General features: G+C 61.3%; 18 protein-coding genes. 13 read left to right on the forward strand and 5 right to left on the reverse strand.

Features of this window, described 5'->3' with window-relative positions; genetic code table 11:
- Positions 1–160: 160 nt before the first annotated feature.
- A complete protein-coding gene (locus AB7M25_RS28230; protein ID WP_429382758.1) occupies positions 161–949 on the reverse strand; it encodes a thermonuclease family protein in 789 nt (262 codons plus the stop codon).
- Positions 950–984: 35 nt separating this feature from the next.
- Entirely contained in the window at positions 985–1,203 is a 219-nt protein-coding gene (gene rpmE, locus AB7M25_RS28235; protein WP_007975586.1) for a 50S ribosomal protein L31, read from the reverse strand.
- Positions 1,204–1,485: 282 nt separating this feature from the next.
- Between rpmE and AB7M25_RS28240 the strand changes: the two genes are divergently transcribed.
- The 10 genes from AB7M25_RS28240 to AB7M25_RS28285 all read left to right on the forward strand — a co-directional run bounded on the left by AB7M25_RS28240 (position 1,486) and on the right by AB7M25_RS28285 (position 14,512).
- The gene (locus AB7M25_RS28240) at positions 1,486–3,705 is read left to right on the forward strand and encodes a primosomal protein N' (protein ID WP_454238383.1); all 2,220 of its coding nucleotides are present in this window, start codon (positions 1,486–1,488) and stop codon (positions 3,703–3,705) included.
- 209 nt (positions 3,706–3,914) lie between these two features.
- Positions 3,915–5,651, forward strand: a complete 1,737-nt coding sequence (argS, locus tag AB7M25_RS28245) for an arginine--tRNA ligase (RefSeq protein ID WP_429382761.1) — start codon at positions 3,915–3,917, stop codon at positions 5,649–5,651.
- Between the two features lies 1 nt (position 5,652).
- Positions 5,653–6,366, forward strand: a complete 714-nt coding sequence (locus tag AB7M25_RS28250; RefSeq protein WP_007999206.1) for an SPOR domain-containing protein — start codon at positions 5,653–5,655, stop codon at positions 6,364–6,366.
- A 231-nt stretch (positions 6,367–6,597) separates the two neighbouring features.
- A complete protein-coding gene (gene hslV, locus AB7M25_RS28255) occupies positions 6,598–7,128 on the forward strand; it encodes an ATP-dependent protease subunit HslV (protein ID WP_007975582.1) in 531 nt (176 codons plus the stop codon).
- Between the two features lie 54 nt (positions 7,129–7,182).
- Entirely contained in the window at positions 7,183–8,520 is a 1,338-nt protein-coding gene (gene hslU / locus AB7M25_RS28260) for an HslU--HslV peptidase ATPase subunit (RefSeq protein ID WP_429382763.1), read from the forward strand.
- Between the two features lie 115 nt (positions 8,521–8,635).
- Positions 8,636–9,013 carry a gamma-butyrobetaine hydroxylase-like domain-containing protein gene (locus AB7M25_RS28265; RefSeq protein WP_007999201.1) on the forward strand — a complete coding sequence of 126 codons (378 nt, stop codon included), beginning with the start codon at positions 8,636–8,638 and terminating at the stop codon, positions 9,011–9,013.
- Between the two features lie 258 nt (positions 9,014–9,271).
- Positions 9,272–10,951: a class II poly(R)-hydroxyalkanoic acid synthase gene (gene phaC / locus AB7M25_RS28270; RefSeq protein WP_429382767.1), complete on the forward strand. Its 1,680-nt coding sequence runs from the start codon at positions 9,272–9,274 to the stop codon at positions 10,949–10,951.
- A 228-nt stretch (positions 10,952–11,179) separates the two neighbouring features.
- Positions 11,180–12,034 carry a poly(3-hydroxyalkanoate) depolymerase gene (gene phaZ, locus AB7M25_RS28275; protein WP_007975576.1) on the forward strand — a complete coding sequence of 285 codons (855 nt, stop codon included), beginning with the start codon at positions 11,180–11,182 and terminating at the stop codon, positions 12,032–12,034.
- Positions 12,035–12,149: 115 nt separating this feature from the next.
- Positions 12,150–13,832, forward strand: a complete 1,683-nt coding sequence (gene phaC, locus AB7M25_RS28280) for a class II poly(R)-hydroxyalkanoic acid synthase (protein WP_454238268.1) — start codon at positions 12,150–12,152, stop codon at positions 13,830–13,832.
- A gap of 59 nt (positions 13,833–13,891) precedes the next feature.
- Positions 13,892–14,512 (forward strand): TetR/AcrR family transcriptional regulator, encoded by a 621-nt coding sequence (locus AB7M25_RS28285; protein WP_429382772.1) that lies wholly within the window; start codon positions 13,892–13,894, stop codon positions 14,510–14,512.
- Between the two features lie 186 nt (positions 14,513–14,698).
- Here AB7M25_RS28285 and AB7M25_RS28290 read toward each other — a convergent pair whose 3' ends face one another.
- The 3 genes from AB7M25_RS28290 to AB7M25_RS28300 form a co-directional block, all read right to left on the reverse strand.
- Positions 14,699–15,553: a phasin family protein gene (locus AB7M25_RS28290; RefSeq protein ID WP_429382775.1), complete on the reverse strand. Its 855-nt coding sequence runs from the start codon at positions 15,551–15,553 to the stop codon at positions 14,699–14,701.
- 10 nt (positions 15,554–15,563) lie between these two features.
- Positions 15,564–15,986, reverse strand: a complete 423-nt coding sequence (locus AB7M25_RS28295; RefSeq protein ID WP_007975571.1) for a phasin family protein — start codon at positions 15,984–15,986, stop codon at positions 15,564–15,566.
- A gap of 244 nt (positions 15,987–16,230) precedes the next feature.
- Complete coding sequence (locus tag AB7M25_RS28300) at positions 16,231–16,506, reverse strand: polyhydroxyalkanoic acid system family protein (protein ID WP_429382780.1); 276 nt, start codon at positions 16,504–16,506, stop codon at positions 16,231–16,233.
- Between the two features lie 155 nt (positions 16,507–16,661).
- Here AB7M25_RS28300 and ubiE point away from each other — a divergent pair, with 155 nt between their 5' ends.
- The 3 genes from ubiE to ubiB are packed head-to-tail and all read left to right on the forward strand — an operon-like array spanning position 16,662 to position 19,656.
- On the forward strand, positions 16,662–17,432 hold the full coding sequence (gene ubiE / locus AB7M25_RS28305) for a bifunctional demethylmenaquinone methyltransferase/2-methoxy-6-polyprenyl-1,4-benzoquinol methylase UbiE (protein ID WP_007975568.1): 771 nt from the start codon (positions 16,662–16,664) through the stop codon (positions 17,430–17,432).
- Positions 17,432–18,055 carry a ubiquinone biosynthesis accessory factor UbiJ gene (locus AB7M25_RS28310; RefSeq protein WP_429382784.1) on the forward strand — a complete coding sequence of 208 codons (624 nt, stop codon included), beginning with the start codon at positions 17,432–17,434 and terminating at the stop codon, positions 18,053–18,055. The genes ubiE and AB7M25_RS28310 overlap by 1 nt, the downstream gene beginning before the upstream one ends.
- Positions 18,052–19,656: a ubiquinone biosynthesis regulatory protein kinase UbiB gene (gene ubiB, locus AB7M25_RS28315; RefSeq protein WP_454238269.1), complete on the forward strand. Its 1,605-nt coding sequence runs from the start codon at positions 18,052–18,054 to the stop codon at positions 19,654–19,656. The genes AB7M25_RS28310 and ubiB overlap by 4 nt, the downstream gene beginning before the upstream one ends.
- Positions 19,657–19,686: the final 30 nt, after the last annotated feature.

Below are 19,686 nucleotides of genomic sequence, written 5' to 3' on the forward strand. Positions count from 1 at the left end.
TGGACAGACTGGTCAGCGAGGATACGCGCCTCGCAAAGTCCCCACAAGACTGACTGGTCACCCCTGTCAAGCGCCCGCCCCTACGACTTTGGGCCAAGAGCCACGGCACACAAGGGTTAGACTGTTCACAATCGACGGAAAAAATGTCTACAATTTTTTATCACTGTACCGCTTGAAGCATCGCCGGGTCGGTCAAGGGCAACATCCAGCGTGCCTGCCCATCCTTCAGGCCGCCACGTCGCGAACGATCCAACACCCAGCCGCGCGCCTCGATCTGCTTGCCCTTGAGGCTTTCCAGCGAATTCACATCGAAACGCGCCAGCAGATTGGGTGCAACGCGCAATACAACCGAGTCCTGCAACTCGATCCAAACCCCACCCCGATTGCGCTGCACCTTGCTCACACGACCGCTGAGCACGGCAAAACCGGAAGTGCTGATCTGCTCCGCTTTCAGTACAGGCGACTGGCGCCACACACCGAGCCCGGCCTGTCGAGCGTTGCGCTCTGCGGCTTGCTGACAGGCGACCAGATCGACGTTCGGCGCCACAGCCACCTGGAAACCCAGGCCTTCGGCGAGCATTTGCGCTTCGAGGTTGGCGCCATCTGCACCGTAGACATGGGCCAGCGTGCGGCCGTAATGGTCCTTGCTTTCTTTGCCAGGCAGCAACCCGACCCGCCCGTCACTGGCCGCCACCAATGCCTCAAGGCGTTTGCGCGCGGCCACGGCGAAGGGTTCGTCGGAGCGGCCCTGCTTGCCCAGCTCCGGCGTGTTCAAGCCAATCATGCGCACATTGCGGCCATCGCTCAGACGCAGGGTGTCGCCATCCACCACCCGTTGCACCGCGACGGGTGTCAGGCCGCCTGGCGTCGGACAAAAGGCCTGCGCGCCAGACAGCCAAATAGCAGACACAAAAAAGGCGCCCGCGAGGGACGCCTTTTTCATCAGCATGGAAAAACCGTAGCGGCTTCCCAAGTTGATCGGCCTTAGGCCTTTTTCGCGCCGAAAGCACCGAAACGGTCGGCGAACTTCTGTACGCGACCACCGGTGTCCAGAGTCTTCTGCTTACCGGTGTAGAACGGGTGGCATTCGTTGCAAACGTCGATCGCCAGGGCTTTGCCGAAGGTCGAACGGGTTTCGAACTTGTTGCCGCAGCTGCAGGTAACAGCAACTGCCGGGTATTCTGGATGGATATCAGCTTTCATGGTGTTTTCCTCAGGCTAGCGTGCCGCCACCCAACACTATTGTTGAATACCGCACGTAATTAGGCCGCGGATTCTACCAGACAATCCCGTTCACGCAAGCTGTCGCTCAAACCAGTCGTCTGCTAGGCTCCCGGCCAAATCGCCGCCCCTGTGGGAGCGGGCTTGCTCGCGAAAGCGGTGTGTCAGGCTACTTAAATGCTGACTGACACCCCGTCTTCGCGAGCAAGCCCGCTCCCACAGGTCGTAGCCCTGCTGTTTATTCCGCTGATCGAGATCCCCCGCGTGCCCGACGCCATTCTGCGCCTCGCCCTGCCTTCGCCGCTGCGCCGCCTGTTCGACTACCGCGCTCCGGCCGGGGTCCTGCGTGCCCAACTGCACCCCGGCATGCGCCTGCGAGTACCGTTCGGCCGACGCGAGATGATCGGGATTCTGGTGGAAGTCACCGACACCAGCGAAGTACCGGCCGAGAAACTCAAGCCAGCCCTGGCCCTGCTCGACGCTACGCCACCGCTGCCGCCCGCGCTGTTCAAGCTGTGCCTGTGGACTTCTCAGTATTATCAACACAGCCTCGGCGACACCTTGAGCTGGGCGTTGCCGGTGCTGCTGCGCCAGGGTGAGCTGGCCGAAGCGCGCCAGGAACGCTTCTGGTCTGCCGCACCAGGCGCCAGCCTCGATGATCCGCGCATCGCCCGCGCTCCACGCCAGCGCGAAGCCCTGGCCACGCTGGCCCAGCACCCCCACGGCGTCGCCCATCAGTTGCTGAGCAAACTGATGTTGAGCAAGGACAGCCTGGACTTGCTGCTGGCCAAGGGGCTGGTGCAGGTCGAGATCCGCCGGCACGCCCCCGGCGCACGCCACGAACACTGGCTGGCGCAACCGGAACTGCCGCTGAACCCGGAGCAGCGCGCCGCCTATGAGGCCATTCGCGCCGGCTTCGACAGTTACCACGCGTTCCTGCTGGCCGGCGTCACCGGCAGCGGCAAGACCGAAGTCTATCTGCAGCTGATCCGCGAAACCCTGGAGGCCGGCAAGCAGGCACTGGTGCTGATCCCGGAAATCAACCTCGGTCCGCAGACCCTGGCGCGCTTCGAACAGCGCTTCAATGCCCGCGTCGCGCTGATCCATTCGGCGGTCAATGACCGCGAGCGCCTCGATGCCTGGCTGGCCGCCCGGGACGGTGAGGCCGACATCATTATCGGCACCCGTTCGGCCCTGTTCACGCCGATGAAGAACCCCGGCCTGATCATCATCGACGAAGAGCACGATGGTTCCTATAAACAGCAGGAAGGCTTGCGCTACCACGCCCGCGATCTGGCGCTGGTGCGGGCACGACAGGAAAACATCCCGATCGTCCTCGGCTCCGCCACGCCCTCGCTGGAAAGCCTGCACAACGCCTACACCGGCCGCTACGGGCTGCTGCGCCTGAATGAGCGCGCCGGTGGGGCCAAACAGCCGCGCTTCCTGCGCCTGGACGTGAAAAGTCGCCCGCTGGACAGCGGCATTTCCGGGCCGATGCAACAAGCCATCGGCCAGACCCTGGCTGCCGGGCAGCAGGTACTGGTGTTCCTCAACCGCCGCGGCTTCGCCCCGACCCTGCTGTGTCACGATTGCGGCTGGATGTCCGAGTGTCAGCGCTGCGATGCGCGAATGACCGTGCATCAGCGTTACGGCGAGCTGCGCTGCCACCACTGCGGCTACGTCGAACGCGTGCCGCGCCAGTGCCCGAAATGCAACAAGGTCGATCTGCGCCCCGTCGGTGCCGGCACCGAGCGGGCCGAGGAGCGCCTGGCGATTCTGTTCCCGGACTATCCGGTGCTGCGGGTCGATCGCGACAGCACATCGCGCAAGGACGCGATGAACCAGCTGTTCGCGACCATTCAGAAAGGCCAGCCATGCATCCTGATCGGCACGCAAATGCTTGCCAAAGGCCACCACTTCCCACGGGTGACGCTGGTGTCGATCCTCGATGCCGACGGCGGCCTGTTCTCCGGCGACTTCCGCGCCAGCGAACGCATGGCACAGTTGATTGTCCAGGTCGCCGGCCGCGCAGGCCGCGCCGAAGAGCCGGGCAAAGTGATTATCCAGACGCACCTGGCCGACCACCCGCTGCTGGTGCAACTGACCGAGCAGGGCTATTTCGCCTTCGCCGAACAGGCCCTGAGCGAACGCCGCGCAGCAGGCCTGCCGCCGTTTGCGCATTTGGCGTTGTTGCGGGCCGAGGCCCACAAGCCGGGGCAGGCCGAAGGTTTTCTCGATGAGGCGTGCAGCGAGGCCGAGCGCTTGCTGGCGGAACAGGGTTTGACCGGGATCGAACTGTTGGGGCCGGTGCCGGCGCCAATGGAGCGACGGGCCGGGCGTTATCGCGCGCAGCTGTTGTTACAGGCTACGGCGCGGACGCCACTGCATAGGTTGCTGGCCAGTTGGTTGCTGATGCTGGAGCAGATGCCGAGCGGGCGGGCGGTGCGCTGGTCTTTGGATGTTGATCCTGTGGATCTGTATTGATCGGGAGATCGCTTTCGCTGGCAAGCCAGCTCCTACAGTGGATCAGGGGGGGCTGTAGGAGCTGGCTTGCCAGCGATAGCGGTCATTTTGTCACCACACATCCACAACCTGCCTGCTAAGGTTGGCAAGCCCGTCTTCGCAACGGATAATGCCCAGTTTTTCCACCAGCGCATGATGCGCCGCCGCACCTGCGGTCGAAAGAGAAGACCATGAAAGACACCATTCGCCAGCTGATCCAACAAGCCATCACCCAACTCGTCAACGAAGGTGTGTTGCCTGAAGGCCTGTCGCCGGCGATCCAGGTGGAAAACTCCCGCGACAAGAAGAACGGCGACTTCGCCAGCAACATCGCCATGATGCTGGCCAAACCGGCCGGCATGAAGCCCCGCGATCTGGCGGAAAAAATCATCGCCGCGCTGCCGGCTGACGAAAACGTTGCCAAGACCGAAATCGCAGGTCCCGGCTTCCTGAACTTCTTCCAGAACACCGACGCCCTGGCGACCCGCCTGGACGCCGCCCTGGCTGACGCCCACATCGGCGTGCGCAAGGCCGGCCCGGTGCAGCGCACCGTGGTCGACCTGTCGGCACCGAACCTGGCCAAGGAGATGCACGTCGGCCACCTGCGCTCGACCATCATCGGCGACGGCGTGGCCCGCGTTCTCGAATTCCTCGGCGACACCGTGATCCGTCAGAACCACGTCGGCGACTGGGGCACCCAGTTCGGCATGTTGATGGCTTACCTGCAGGAAAACCCGATCACCAGCGACGAGCTGTCGGACCTGGAGAACTTCTACCGCGCCGCCAAGCAGCGCTTCGACGAATCCGAAGAGTTCGCCGACCGCGCCCGTGGCCTGGTGGTCAAGCTGCAGGCCGGCGATGCCGACTGCCTGGCACTGTGGACCAAGTTCAAGGACATCTCGCTGTCCCACTGCCAGAAGATCTACGAACTGCTCAACGTCAAACTGACCATGGCCGACGTGATGGGCGAAAGCGCCTACAACGACGACCTGATCAACGTGGTCAACGATTTGAAGGCCGCTGGCATGCTGGTCGAGAGCAACGGCGCCCAGTGCGTGTTCCTCGACGAGTTCAAGAATGCCGATGGCGACCCGCTGCCGGTGATCATCGTCAAGGCTGACGGCGGCTACCTCTACGCCACCACCGACCTGGCGGCCGTGCGCTACCGCAGCGGCAAGCTCAAGGCCGATCGCGCGCTGTACTTCGTCGACCAGCGCCAGGCCCTGCACTTCCAGCAGGTGTTCGCCGTGGCGCGCAAGGCCGGTTTCGTGACCCATCCGATGGAAATGGAGCACATGGGCTTCGGCACCATGAACGGCGCTGACGGCCGTCCGTTCAAGACCCGTGACGGCGGCACCGTGAAGCTGATCGACCTGCTGACCGAAGCCCAGGAACGTGCCTACACCCTGGTCAAGGACAAGAACCCGGAGCTGGCCGAGGCCGAGCTGCGCAACATCGCCAAGGTGGTGGGCATCGGCGCAGTGAAATACGCCGACCTGTCCAAGCACCGCACCAGCGACTACAGCTTCAACTTCGACCTGATGCTCAACTTCGAAGGCAACACCGCGCCCTACCTGCTGTACGCCTACACCCGCGTTGCCGGCGTGTTCCGCAAACTCGGCAAGGACTTCAGCGAAGTCGACGGCCAGATCGTCCTCGAAGCGCCGCACGAACTCGAACTGGCAGCGAAGCTCGCGCAGTTTGGCGAGATCCTGAACAACGTGGCCGAAAAAGGCACCCCGCACATCCTCTGCACCTACCTGTACGACGTCGCCGGCCTGTTCTCCAGCTTCTACGAGAACTGCCCGATCCTCGCCGCCGACACCCCGGCACAAATGCAGAGCCGTCTGCGCCTCGCCGCGCTGACCGGACGCACCCTCAAGCAAGGCCTGGAACTCTTGGGCCTGGAAACTCTGGAGCGTATGTAAGTTGGCTGCCAAGAAAAAACCTGCACCCAAGCGTGGCGCCAGCCGTTACCAAGCTCCTGCAAAGCAACCGATCCCGGGCTGGCTGTGGATGGCCATCGGCCTGACGGTCGGCGCGTTCATCGTGTTCCTGATGAAACTGGAACCGGGCAAGGGCAGCGACACGGTCAAACGTGAAAAGGTCGAGCAACAGCAACAGCAGAAAGCCAGCAAGATCGCCGAGGCCAACAAGACCCCGCCGAGCCCTACGCAACCGGTGAAGCCGAAGTACGACTTCTACACCTTGCTGCCGGAATCGGAAGTCATCGTGCCGCCGGATGCCGTGCCGGAAAAAACCTTGCCGACGCCGCAAGTGCCGGCCATCCCGACAACGCCGGTCACCCCGGCCGAAGCGGCGAAGATCGACACGGCTCGCGCCCAGGCTGCATTGGCCGGGATCACGCCGCCGCCAGCGCCACCGGTCAAGGCTGCACCTGTGACGAAGTTTTTCCTGCAGGCAGGCTCGTTCCGCAAAGAGACCGATGCGGACAAGGTTCGGGCGCAGATCATCCTGCTGGGCCAGGCCGTTTCGGTTGAGTCCGGTACGGTGAAGGACGAAACCTGGTATCGGGTACTGGTCGGACCGTTCAGCAACCGCGAACAACTGACGACCGCCCAGAAACAACTGGCCGGCGCCGGCTTCAGTAATCTGTTGTTACAACAACGCCAGAGCCGCTGACCCCCCAAGGTCAACCGAGTCATCGTTCATCGCTGGCAAGCCAGCTCCCACAGGGTTGGGGATTATCCTGTGGGAGCTGGCTTGCCAGCGATGGCGTCCGAACAGACAACACATCCCTCCCCTGCCTGCCACCGCTCGTCCCCTCTCACGCCTTACAGTTGAAAAACCCTCCACCACCCCCATATGAATGGGCATAAGGCATTTTCGCCCCGCTGCGTGGAGACTCTTCCCTTGACCACCATCGTTTCAGTTCGCCGCCACGGCAAAGTCGTCATGGGCGGCGACGGCCAGGTTTCCCTTGGTAATACCGTGATGAAAGGCAACGCGAAAAAAGTTCGCCGCCTGTACCACGGCCAGGTCATTGCCGGTTTTGCCGGTGCCACCGCCGACGCCTTTACCCTCTTCGAACGATTCGAAGGCCAGCTTGAAAAACACCAGGGCCACCTCGTGCGCGCCGCCGTCGAACTCGCCAAAGAATGGCGCACCGACCGCTCCCTGAGCCGCCTTGAAGCCATGCTCGCGGTCGCCAACAAGGACGCCTCCCTGATCATTACTGGCAACGGTGACGTGGTCGAACCTGAAGACGGCCTGATCGCCATGGGTTCCGGTGGCGCCTACGCCCAGGCCGCAGCCAGCGCTCTGCTGAAAAAAACCGACCTGTCAGCCCGGGAAATCGTCGAAACCGCCCTCGGTATCGCCGGCGACATCTGCGTATTCACCAACCACACCCAGACCATTGAGGAGCAGGACTGCGCCGAGTAAGTCCGTGCAGCCATCGCACCACGGCTCATTCTTGCTTGAGGTCCACTGAATATTATGTCCATGACTCCCCGTGAAATCGTCCACGAACTCAACCGCCACATCATCGGCCAGGACGATGCCAAGCGCGCCGTCGCCATTGCCCTGCGCAACCGCTGGCGCCGCATGCAGCTGCCTGAAGAGCTGCGCGTTGAAGTCACGCCAAAGAACATCCTGATGATCGGCCCGACCGGCGTCGGTAAAACCGAGATCGCCCGTCGCCTGGCGAAACTGGCCAATGCGCCGTTCATCAAGGTCGAAGCGACCAAGTTCACCGAAGTCGGCTATGTCGGCCGTGACGTCGAATCGATCATTCGTGACCTGGCCGATGCCGCGATCAAGCTGCTGCGCGAGCAGGAAATCGTCAAGGTTCGCCACCGCGCCGAAGACGCTGCCGAAGAGCGCATTCTCGACGCCCTGCTGCCACCGGCGCGCATGGGCTTCAGCAACGATGATGCCCCGACTGCCGATTCCAACACCCGCCAGCTGTTCCGCAAGCGCCTGCGCGAAGGTCAGCTGGACGACAAGGAGATCGAAATCGAAGTCGCCGAAATGGCCGGCGTCGACATCTCCGCGCCACCGGGCATGGAAGAAATGACCAACCAGCTGCAAAGCCTGTTTGCCAACATGGGCAAGGGCAAGAAAAAAGCCCGCAAGCTCAAGGTCAAAGAAGCGCTGAAGATGGTGCGCGACGAAGAAGCCGGCCGCCTGGTCAACGATGAAGAGTTGAAGGCCAAGGCCCTGGAAGCCGTCGAGCAGCACGGCATTGTGTTCATCGACGAAATCGACAAGGTCGCCAAGCGTGGTAATTCCGGTGGCGTCGATGTATCCCGCGAAGGCGTGCAGCGCGACTTGCTGCCGCTGATCGAAGGCTGCACCGTCAACACCAAGCTGGGCATGGTCAAGACCGACCACATTCTGTTCATTGCGTCCGGTGCGTTCCACCTGAGCAAACCGAGCGATCTGGTGCCCGAGCTGCAAGGCCGCCTGCCGATCCGCGTCGAACTCAAGGCCCTGAGCCCGGAAGATTTCGAACGCATCCTCAGCGAACCGCACGCCTCGCTCACCGAGCAATACTGCGCACTGCTGAAAACCGAAGGCCTGGGCATCGAGTTCCAGCCGAGCGGCATCAAGCGCATCGCGGAGATCGCCTGGCAGGTGAATGAGAAAACCGAAAACATCGGTGCCCGTCGCCTGCACACCCTGCTCGAGCGCCTGCTCGAAGAGGTGTCGTTCAGCGCCGGTGACCTGGCCAGCGCCCATGACGGCAAGGTGATCCAGATCGACGCCGACTACGTCAACAGCCATCTGGGCGAATTGGCGCAGAACGAAGACCTGTCCCGTTATATCCTGTAGGTCATGTGATTCCTTGTAGGAGCCGGCTTGCCGGCGATGGCGCACCTGAGATCGCCATCGCCGGCAAGCCAGCTCCTACAAGGGTCAGACCACGCATACAAACGGACATCCGGTCATGACCCAACTCCCCACCGACATCAAGCTGCACAAAGCCTCGAAAACCCTGTCGCTGAAATACGCGTCCGGCGAGGAATACACACTGCCCGCTGAGTTCCTGCGCGTGCACTCTCCCTCCGCCGAGGTCCAGGGCCACGGCAAACCCATCCTGCAATTTGGCAAGATCAACGTCGGCCTGACCAAGGTAGAACCGGCCGGTCAGTACGCACTGAAACTGACCTTCGATGACGGTCATGACAGCGGTCTGTTCACCTGGGAATACCTCTACGAACTGGCGCGACGTTATGACGCACTCTGGGAAGACTATCTGGCCGAACTCAAAGCGGCCGGAAAAACCCGCGACCCGAACGAATCCGTCGTCAAGCTGATGCTCTAATCCGAGCCTCTTGCTCTTTAGAGGGCATTTTCTAATTTCATCTGTTTGAATGCTCCGCTTCAGGGCCGTCGATTGGCCTGCTTGCGAAAAAAATTAAACTCGGGTAACCAATGGAACTGGCAAGTTCCCTGCAGTGCTCACTGCGAACAAAAGCAGCGATGCAGTATTAACGGTCACCCGAGCAGCAGTACCTGGCATTGGTTGTGTGACTGCACAGCAGGCCCCGGGTACTCGTCTCAGGACATTGGAGCGTCGTAGATGAGTAACAAGAATAACGATGACTTGAAGCAGCAAGCCTCTGAAAACACCTTGGGGCTGAATCCTGTCGTTGGATTGCGTGGAAAAGATCTACTGGCTTCTGCTCGCATGGTGCTCAGGCAGGCCATCAAACAACCGATTCACAGCGCCAAGCATGTCGCCCATTTCGGTCTTGAACTCAAGAACGTGTTGCTAGGTAAATCCGAGCTTCTTCCGAATGGCGATGACCGTCGCTTCGCCGATCCGGCCTGGAGCCAGAACCCGCTCTACAAACGTTATTTGCAAACCTACCTGGCGTGGCGCAAGGAACTCCACGACTGGATCGATGACAGCAACCTGCCGGCCAAGGACGTCAGCCGCGGGCACTTCGTGATCAACCTCATGACCGAGGCCTTCGCCCCGACCAACACGGCGGCCAACCCGGCGGCGGTCAAGCGTTTCTTCGAGACCGGCGGTAAAAGCCTGCTCGACGGCCTCTCGCATCTGGCCAAGGACCTGGTACACAACGGCGGCATGCCGAGCCAGGTCAACATGGGAGCATTCGAGGTCGGCAAGACCCTGGCCGTGACCGAAGGTGCAGTGGTGTTTCGCAACGACGTGCTGGAGCTGATCCAGTACAGGCCCACCACCGAACAGGTGCACGAGCGCCCGTTGCTGGTGGTGCCACCGCAAATCAACAAATTCTACGTTTTCGACCTCAGCCCGGAGAAAAGCCTGGCGCGGTTCTGCCTGCGCAGCAACGTGCAAACCTTTATCGTCAGCTGGCGCAATCCGACCAAGGAGCAGCGTGAGTGGGGCCTGTCGACTTACATCGAGGCGCTCAAGGAAGCGGTCGACGTGGTCACCGCGATCACCGGCAGCAAGGACGTGAACATGCTCGGCGCCTGCTCCGGTGGCATCACCTGCACCGCGCTGCTGGGCCATTACGCAGCGATTGGCGAGAACAAGGTCAACGCCCTCACCCTGCTGGTCAGTGTGCTCGACACCACCCTGGACAGCGATGTGGCGCTGTTCGTCGATGAACAAACCCTCGAAAGCGCCAAGCGCCACTCCTATCAGGCCGGCGTGCTGGAAGGCCGCGACATGGCAAAAGTCTTTGCCTGGATGCGCCCCAACGACCTGATCTGGAACTACTGGGTCAACAACTACCTGCTGGGCAACGAGCCACCGGTGTTCGACATCCTGTTCTGGAACAACGACACCACCCGCTTACCGGCCGCGTTCCACGGCGACCTGATCGAAATGTTCAAAAGCAATCCATTGATTCGTCCGAATGCACTGGAAGTGTGCGGCACACCGATCGACCTGAAGCAGGTCACCGCCGATATCTTTTCCCTGGCCGGGACCAGCGACCACATCACCCCGTGGCGCTCCTGCTACAAGTCGGCGCAACTGTTCGGCGGCAATGTTGAATTCGTGCTGTCCAGCAGCGGGCATATCCAGAGCATTCTGAACCCGCCGGGCAATCCGAAATCGCGCTACATGACCAGCACTGAAATGCCCGCCAATGCCGATGATTGGCAGGAAGAGTCGACCAAGCACGCCGATTCGTGGTGGCTGCATTGGCAGGCCTGGCAGGCACAGCGCTCGGGCAACCTGAAAAAAGCTCCGCTGAAACTGGGCAACAAGGCGTACCCGGCGGGCGAAGCTGCACCGGGCACTTATGTACATGAGCGCTGACTGACACACCCGCCCCACACTGTGGGCGCGAGCTTTTGTGGCGAGGGGGCTTGCCCCCGTATGACTGCGAAGCAGTCGTCAATCAGTCACCGCGCTCTGATACCAGACCGCGCTGATTGGTTTCAGGTGAGCTTCGCGCACCAACGGGGGCAAGCCCCCTCGCCACAAAGCCCGCGCCCACAAGGGGATCGGGAAGAATTCGAAAGAACGACCCACAGGGCCTGAAGCATGCCGCAACCCTTCATATTCCGTACCGTCGACCTGGATGGCCAGACGCTCCGCACGGCGGTACGCCCCGGCAAGCCTCACTTGACGCCCCTGCTGATTTTCAACGGTATCGGCGCCAACCTGGAGCTGGTGTTCCCGTTCATTGCGGCCCTGGACCCGGACCTGGAAGTCATCGCCTTCGACGTCCCCGGTGTCGGCGGTTCGTCGACGCCAAACCGGCCGTATCGTTTTCCGGGGTTGGCCAAGCTCACGGCGCGGATGCTCGACTATCTCGACTACGGGCAGGTCAACGTCATCGGCGTGTCCTGGGGTGGCGCCCTGGCCCAGCAGTTCGCTTATGACTATCCGGAGCGCTGCAAGAAACTCGTGCTGGCCGCCACGGCGGCGGGTGCGGTGATGGTACCGGGCAAGCCGAAAGTGCTGTGGATGATGGCCAGCCCGCGACGCTACATCCAGCCGTCCCACGTGATCCGCATTGCGCCGATGATCTACGGTGGTGCGTTCCGTCGCGACCCGACGCTGGCCGCCAGCCATGCGGCCAAGGTGCGTTCGGCGGGCAAGCTCGGTTACTACTGGCAGCTGTTCGCTGGCCTCGGCTGGACCAGCATCCACTGGTTGCACAAGATCCGCCAGCCGACCCTGGTGCTGGCCGGCGACGATGACCCGTTGATCCCGTTGGTCAACATGCGCTTGCTGGCCTGGCGGATTCCCAACGCCCAGTTGCACATCATCGATGACGGTCATCTGTTCCTGATTACCCGGGCCGAAGCGGTGGCCCCGATCATCATGAAATTCCTCGAGGAGGAGCGCCAGCGCGCGGTGATGCATCCGCGTCCGGCGCCATTGGGCAGTTAAAGCGCTGCATCAGCGGTCGGCAGGACGCCACGCCGCGCAACAACCCGTTACAGCGTCTATGGTGTTCTGGTTCAGTGTGTTTGTTTTTGGCCTGAAGACGAAGGAGTGTTGAATCATGCGCGAGAAACCAGCGAGGGAATCCTTAGCGACTCCTGCCGCGTTCATCAATGCACAGAGTGCGATTACCGGCCTGCGCGGCCGGGATCTGCTGTCGACCCTGCGCAGTGTGGCCGCCCATGGCTTGCGCAACCCACTGCACAGCGCCCGACATGCCCTCAAACTCGGCGGTCAGCTTGGCCGCGTGCTGCTGGGTGAGACCCTGCACCCGACCAACCCGCAGGACGCTCGCTTCGCCGACCCGGCGTGGAGCCTCAACCCGTTTTATCGCCGTAGCCTGCAGGCCTACCTGAGCTGGCAGAAGCAGGTCAAAAGCTGGATCGACGAGAGCAACATGAGCCCGGACGACCGCGCCCGCGCCCACTTCGCCTTCACCTTGCTCAACGACGCCGTATCGCCCTCCAACACCCTGCTCAACCCACTGGCGGTCAAGGAGCTATTCAATTCCGGCGGTAACAGCCTGGTGCGGGGCATCAGCCATCTGGTGGACGATCTGCTGCACAACGACGGCCTGCCCCGGCAAGTCACCAAGCAAGCGTTCGAGGTCGGCAGGACGGTCGCCACTACCACCGGAGCCGTGGTGTTTCGCAACGAGCTGCTGGAGTTGATCCAGTACAAGCCGATGAGCGAAAAGCAGTATTCCAAGCCCCTGCTGGTGGTGCCGCCGCAAATCAACAAGTACTACATTTTCGACCTGAGCCCGCACAACAGCTTCGTCCAGTACGCCCTGAAAAACGGCCTGCAAACCTTCATGATCAGCTGGCGCAACCCGGATGTGCGTCACCGCGAATGGGGGCTCTCGACCTACGTCGAGGCCGTGGAAGAAGCGATGAATGTCTGCCGGGCGATCACCGGCGCACGCGAAGTCAACCTGATGGGCGCCTGCGCCGGCGGGCTGACCATTGCCGCGCTGCAAGGTCACTTGCAGGCCAAGCGACAGCTGCGCAGGGTGTCCAGCGCGACTTACCTGGTGAGCCTGCTCGACAGTCAGCTGGACAGCCCCGCTACGCTGTTCGCCGATGAGCAGACGCTAGAGGCTGCCAAGCGCCGCTCCTATCAGAAAGGTGTGCTGGACGGCCGTGACATGGCCAAGGTCTTCGCCTGGATGCGCCCCAACGATTTGATCTGGAGCTACTTCGTCAACAACTACCTGTTGGGCAAGGAGCCACCGGCGTTCGATATCCTCTACTGGAACAACGACAACACGCGCCTGCCGGCGGCCCTGCATGGCGACCTGCTGGACTTCTTCAAGCACAACCCGCTGACCCACCCGGGCGGGCTGGAAGTGTGTGGCACGCCGATCGATTTGCAGAAGGTCACCGTCGACAGCTTCAGCGTCGCCGGCATCAACGATCACATCACACCGTGGGACGCGGTGTATCGCTCGACGCTGTTGCTCGGTGGCGAACGGCGCTTCGTGCTGTCCAACAGCGGTCATGTGCAGAGCATCCTCAACCCGCCGAGCAACCCAAAAGCCAACTACGTCGAGAACGGCAAACTGAGCAGCGACCCTCGCGCCTGGTATTACGACGCCAGGCATGTCGACGGCAGTTGGTGGACCCAATGGCTGAGCTGGATTCAGGAACGCTCCGGCGCGCAGAAGGAAACACACATGGTCCTCGGCAACCAGAACTACCCACCGATGGAGGCAGCACCCGGTACTTACGTGCGCGTGCGCTGACGTTCAACGCGCCACGGCCGCTGCCGGCCGTGGCAAGACCCGATCATTAAGAAGACTGGATGAAAACCCGCGACCGGATCCTCGAATGTGCCCTGCAGTTGTTCAATCAGAAGGGCGAACCGAATGTCTCCACCATGGAAGTTGCCAATGAAATGGGCATCAGCCCGGGCAACCTCTACTACCACTTTCACGGCAAGGAACCGCTGATACTCGGGCTGTTCGAGCGCTTTCAATGTGAACTGCAACCGCTGCTCGACCCACCGTCCGACGTCGAATTGGGCCCCGAAGATTACTGGTTGTTCCTGCATTTGATCGTCGAGCGCCTGTCCCACTACCGGTTTCTGTTCCAGGACCTGTCGAACCTCGCCGGACGCCTGCCGAAACTGGCCAAGGGCATTCGCAATCTGCTCAATGCACTCAAGCGCACGCTGGCTTCGTTGCTCGCACGATTGAAGGCTCAAGGGCAATTGGTCAGCGACACCCAGGCGTTAGGGCAACTGGTGGAACAGATCACCATGACCCTGCTGTTTTCACTGGATTACCAGCGGATTCTCGATCGCGAAGGCGAGGTTCGGCTGGTGGTTTACCAGATCATGATGCTGGTGGCGCCGCACTTGCTGCCAGCGATGAAGGCTGCGACCGAACAGATGGCGATGGAGTATCTGGAAGACCACGAGTAGTCATAACCACCGTTAACCCTGTAGGAGCGAGCTTGCTCGCGAAAAAGGTACAGCCGACGCTACTCAGCGCCTGCAATACCATCGCGAGCAAGCTCGCTCCTACAGTAGGTCTGTGACGCTCTCAAATCGCGCACAAACAAAAACGCCCGACCTTGGCAGGCCGGGCGTTGTTTTGAGCCCTGAAAATCAGGACTGACTGGTTGGCGTCGATGGAGCTGGCGCGGCAGTCGGGGTGACAGCAGGGGTTGGCGCGGTCGCGGAGTTCGAGGCGCTGACCGGAGCGGCTGCCGGGGTTGCCGGCTTGGCAGCTGCCACTGCTGGTTTTGGCGCGGCGGCTTTTGGAGCTGCCGGCTTCTTCACTGCAGGTTTTTTCGCAGCAGCAGGTTTGGCTGCCGGCTTGGCGGCGGGTTTTGCTGCAGCCGTTTTAGCCGCTGGCTTGGCAGCCGGTTTGGCGGCAGCCGGTTTGGCCGCTGCAGGTTTAGCGGCTGCAGTTTTAGCGGCAGGCTTGGCAGCAGGTTTAGCCGCTGCTTTTGCCAGTGGCTTGGCAGCAGTTTTCGCGGCTGGCTTGGCGGCGGCAGTCTTGGCAGCAGGCTTGGCTGCCGCGGTTTTCGCCGCAACAGGCGCAACCTTGGCACCGGTCAGTTTTTCGATTTGCTTGGTCAGGGTCTCGACCTTGCTGTGCAGCGCCTTGACTTCGTTGCGGCTCGGTACGCCCAGACGCGAGATGGCGCTGTTCAGACGCTTGTCGAAAGCACCTTCGAGCTCATCCCACTTGCCCAGTGCGCGATCTTTCACGCCGCTGATGCGCGATTTGGCCGAAGAAGCGGAGTCCTTGGCGGCGTCGACTGTCTTGCCAACAGCGCTCTTGGTGAGCTTCTCGGCTTTCTCGCCGTCCTTAACCAATGCATCGAAGAGTTTGCTGCCGTCAGTGTCGATCTTCGAGTACACGCCTAAACCAGCCAGCCAGATTTTTCGGGAGTAATCTTCAACCTTCCCGATCCACGAGCTGCCTTCTTTTTCGGTTTTCTTTTTAACAGCCATCCCGTTCTCCTTAAGATTTACGCGCGACACGTTCGAGCAATGCCGTCAGCTCATCGAGCTTAGCAGAGAGTGTCTCAACGTCATGTTTAGACGGAATGCCGATACGATTCAAGGCACTTGCGACACGCGTGTCGAACGCCTTCTCGACCTTGTCGAGTTGAACTTCGACACGGCCTTTGAAAGTGCTGACTTCACTCTTGACGTCATCGATCTCGGCATTGGCCGCTTCAAGTTTCTCAGCGACTACTTTTTTGCCTTTCTTTTCAACAACCTGACCAGCCTTGATCAGCTCTTGAAAGTATTCGCTGCCCTCTTGGCCGACCTTGGCGTAGGCGCCCAGGCCTGCCAGCCAGATCTTGCGGGCATAGGATTTGACGTCGCCCAGCGTGCTGGTCGATGCGTCGATTTTTTTCTTCAAAATAACTTTGGCCATGGTGCACCTCACGCGCAGAAGGTTTGAGGAACTGCCCGGATAAGTGTCGGGCTCTGGCACAAAGTAGGGAGAAAAATTAGAAACGGCACCCTAACAACTGACATAAAAGGCCGGGCGCACCACAAAACAAATGTGGGAGCGGGCTTGCTCGCGAAGGCGGTGGGTCAGTTGATAAAAATTTCACTGACACACCGCCTTCGCGAGCAAGCCCGCTCCCACAGGGGATCTCATTTCAACCAGAAAATCAGACCAGGACCTTGTCCAGGGCCTTTTCGATTTCCGCTTTGATCATGCCGCTCATGGCCGACATCATCAGGCCCAACTCCACATCGACCTTGATCGAATCTTCACTGACATGCACCGCCCCCTTCACACCCGAGCGCTTGAGGTTCAGGGTGTCGCCGGACCACTGCGGCTCCAGGCCATACTGATCGGAAAGTTTCTGCGCCAGCTTGTCGGCCTTATCGCGAGCCGCTTCCTTACCCAGGCCATGGGCACGTTCAACACTAATACGGGCCATTGAATGACTCCTGCTTTATGGATGCTTTCCCGGGACATCTTGACCTCTGCTGCGTCAAAACGTCCCGATGGTTGCCCATCTTACCTTCAGCCTTGCCAAGACAAAGCATGCCTTGGGGATTAGAATGTCGCGCATTCTCTTTTGGTGACAGCGATATGACTGATCAGCGCAAAGGCAGCGATGCCGAACCCACCACTCACTTCGGCTTCAAAAACGTTCCGGAAAGCCAGAAAGCGGAAAAAGTCGCTGAGGTTTTCCACTCGGTAGCCGCCAAGTACGACCTGATGAACGACCTTCTGTCGGGCGGCATGCACCGTTTGTGGAAGCGTTTTGCGATCGAACTGTCGGGCGTTCGTGCCGGCAATCGCGTGCTCGACATCGCCGGTGGCACCGGCGACCTGACCAGGAAGTTCTCGCACCTGGTAGGCCCGACCGGTCAGGTCGTACTGGCCGACATCAACGAGTCCATGCTCAAGGTCGGCCGTGACCGCCTGCTGGACCTGGGTGTGGCCGGCAACGTCGAGTTCGTCCAGGCCGATGCGGAAAAACTGCCGTTCCCGGACAACCATTTCGACTGCGTGACCATCGCCTTCGGCCTGCGCAACGTGACCCACAAGGAAGACGCCCTGCGCTCGATGCTGCGCGTGCTCAAGCCGGGTGGCCGTTTGCTGGTGCTGGAATTCTCCAAGCCGACCAACGCGCTGATGTCCAAGGCCTACGACGCCTACTCGTTCGCCTTCATGCCGTTGATGGGCAAGCTGATCACCAACGACTCGGAAAGCTATCGCTACCTGGCCGAATCGATCCGCATGCACCCGAACCAGGAAACCCTGAAGTCGATGATGGTCGAGGCCGGTTTCGACCGCGTGACCTATCACAACATGACCGCAGGCATCGTTGCCCTGCACCGCGGCATCAAGCCCTGATGCTGCTCGCCGGCCTGCTCGCCAGCGTTGAACTCGGCCTGAACCGGGTGCTGCGTCTCGACAGCACGGCGCTGCCGCGGCTGGCGCATCTGACCGGCAAAGTGATTGCCGTCGATTGCCGCAGCCCGGCGCTGCACCTGTTCATCCTGCCCAGCGACGAAGGCCTGATGCTCGCCTCCCAGTGGGAAACCGGCGCCGACTGCACCTTGCGTGCACCGGCTTCGAGCCTGTTGAAACTGGCCATGAGCAAGGACAAGACCTCGATCCTGCACAGCCCTGAAGTCGAACTCGACGGCGACAGCGGCGTGCTGCTGGAACTGGCGGCGATCCTCCAGGACCTGGAGCTGGACTGGGAGTACGAGCTCTCGCGCTGGCTCGGCCCGGTCGCCACACAACTGGTCGGCGGCCACCTGCGCAGTCGCGCCCGCTGGTACCAGCAAGGCTTCGCCAGCCTGGGCCAGAACCTGGGCGAATACCTGGCCGAAGAATCGCGCACCCTTGTCGGTCTGCGCGAAGCCGAAGCCCGATTCAGTGAACTGGACCAGATCAAGCTCGATCTGGAACGTCTCGAGGCGCGTTTCGAGCGCCTTTCCCGATCCCTCGACCCAAGCGATAACGCATGAAGCTGCTTGCCGTCCGCCGTTTGTTGCGCATCCAGCGCGTCGTGATCCGCTACCGCCTCGATGACCTGCTGTTCGCCCTGCCACTGCCGTGGTTTCTGCGGGCGCTGCGTTACGCGTTGCCGTGGCGCTGGTTCCCGCGCAAGACCCTGGACCTGAGCCGTGGCGCGCGACTGCGCCTGGCATTGCAGGACCTGGGGCCGATCTTCATCAAGTTCGGGCAGATCCTGTCCACTCGCCGCGACCTGCTGCCAGAAGACATCGCCGATGAGCTGATGAAACTGCAGGACCGCGTGCCGCCGTTTGACTCGCAAGTGTCGATCAAGCTGATCGAAGAACAGCTGGGCAAGAAAATCAGCGACGTGTTCAGCCGTTTCGATGTCGAACCGCTGGCCTCGGCTTCGGTGGCGCAGGTGCATGCCGCGCAACTGAAAACCGGCGAAGAAGTAGTGGTCAAGGTGATCCGCCCCGGTCTCAAACCGGTGATCGCCCAAGACCTTGCGTGGCTGTTCATCCTCGCCCGCGCCGCCGAAAAGCTCTCTGCCGATGCGCGCCTGCTGCACCCGGTGGACGTGGTCAGCGATTATGAAAAAACCATCTACGACGAACTCGACCTGCTGCGCGAGGCGGCCAATGCCAGCCAGTTGAAGCGCAACTTCGACGGCTCGCCGCTGCTGTATGTGCCGCAAGTCTATTGGGACTGGTGCCGGCCGAAAGTACTGGTGATGGAGCGCATCTACGGGATCCAGGTCACCGATCTGGCGACCCTGGCCGACCAGCGCACCGACATGAAAATGCTCGCGGAGCGTGGCGTGGAGATTTTCTTCACCCAGGTGTTCCGCGACAGCTTCTTCCACGCCGACATGCACCCCGGCAACATCTTCGTCAGCACCGTGAATCCGTGGAGCCCGCAGTACATTGCCATCGACTGCGGCATCGTCGGCAGCCTGACCCCGGAAGACCAGGATTACCTGGCGCGCAACCTGTTCGCCTTCTTCAAGCGCGATTACCGTCGCGTGGCGCAGTTGCACATCGATTCGGGCTGGGTGCCGGCGGAAACCAAGCTCAACGAATTCGAAGCGGCGATCCGTACCGTGTGCGAGCCGATCTTCGAAAAACCGTTAAAAGATATTTCCTTCGGTCAGGTGCTGATGCGCCTGTTCCAGACCGCTCGGCGCTTCAACATGGAGGTTCAACCGCAGTTGGTCCTGCTGCAAAAAACCTTGTTGAACATCGAAGGCCTGGGCCGCCAGCTGTACCCGGACCTCGACCTGTGGAACACCGCGCAGCCGTTCCTCGAACGCTGGATGCGCGAGCGGGTCAGCCCCAAAGCCCTGCTCGGCAACGTGCAGAGCCAGTTCGAACAGATCCCGCACCTGGCCAACATGGCCCGCGACCTGCTCGAACGCATGTCCCAACCCCACGCCTACGACCCGCCGCCAGCGTGGCATCGACGCCGCGACGACTGGTTCCTGCGCCTGCTCGGCACGGCGCACCTGGCCGGTGGAGCGATCCTCGCCGCGGGCGGACCGCTGAACCAGTTGGCCTATTGGCCGGCCGGCATCATGATGGCCGTCGGTTTGTATCTGGTCGTGCGCCGATAGCCAGTTGTGCTGCGCACTGGCACACTGTTT

The organism is Pseudomonas sp. AP3_22 TE3818 (assembly GCF_053628995.1).

What these genes read in the sequence shown, in the direction of transcription:
- AB7M25_RS28285 (WP_429382772.1), top strand. Translation starts at nt 13,892, where the DNA reads ATGAAAACCCGCGACCGGATCCTCGAATGTGCCCTGCAGTTGTTCAAT.
- AB7M25_RS28300 (WP_429382780.1), bottom strand. Translation starts at nt 16,506, where the DNA reads ATGGCCCGTATTAGTGTTGAACGTGCCCATGGCCTGGGTAAGGAAGCG.
- phaC (WP_454238268.1), top strand. Translation starts at nt 12,150, where the DNA reads ATGCGCGAGAAACCAGCGAGGGAATCCTTAGCGACTCCTGCCGCGTTC.
- argS (WP_429382761.1), top strand. Translation starts at nt 3,915, where the DNA reads ATGAAAGACACCATTCGCCAGCTGATCCAACAAGCCATCACCCAACTC.
- rpmE (WP_007975586.1), bottom strand. Translation starts at nt 1,203, where the DNA reads ATGAAAGCTGATATCCATCCAGAATACCCGGCAGTTGCTGTTACCTGC.
- phaZ (WP_007975576.1), top strand. Translation starts at nt 11,180, where the DNA reads ATGCCGCAACCCTTCATATTCCGTACCGTCGACCTGGATGGCCAGACG.
- AB7M25_RS28295 (WP_007975571.1), bottom strand. Translation starts at nt 15,986, where the DNA reads ATGGCCAAAGTTATTTTGAAGAAAAAAATCGACGCATCGACCAGCACG.
- ubiB (WP_454238269.1), top strand. Translation starts at nt 18,052, where the DNA reads ATGAAGCTGCTTGCCGTCCGCCGTTTGTTGCGCATCCAGCGCGTCGTG.
- AB7M25_RS28310 (WP_429382784.1), top strand. Translation starts at nt 17,432, where the DNA reads ATGCTGCTCGCCGGCCTGCTCGCCAGCGTTGAACTCGGCCTGAACCGG.
- phaC (WP_429382767.1), top strand. Translation starts at nt 9,272, where the DNA reads ATGAGTAACAAGAATAACGATGACTTGAAGCAGCAAGCCTCTGAAAAC.
- AB7M25_RS28230 (WP_429382758.1), bottom strand. Translation starts at nt 949, where the DNA reads ATGCTGATGAAAAAGGCGTCCCTCGCGGGCGCCTTTTTTGTGTCTGCT.
- AB7M25_RS28290 (WP_429382775.1), bottom strand. Translation starts at nt 15,553, where the DNA reads ATGGCTGTTAAAAAGAAAACCGAAAAAGAAGGCAGCTCGTGGATCGGG.
- ubiE (WP_007975568.1), top strand. Translation starts at nt 16,662, where the DNA reads ATGACTGATCAGCGCAAAGGCAGCGATGCCGAACCCACCACTCACTTC.
- AB7M25_RS28265 (WP_007999201.1), top strand. Translation starts at nt 8,636, where the DNA reads ATGACCCAACTCCCCACCGACATCAAGCTGCACAAAGCCTCGAAAACC.
- hslU (WP_429382763.1), top strand. Translation starts at nt 7,183, where the DNA reads ATGTCCATGACTCCCCGTGAAATCGTCCACGAACTCAACCGCCACATC.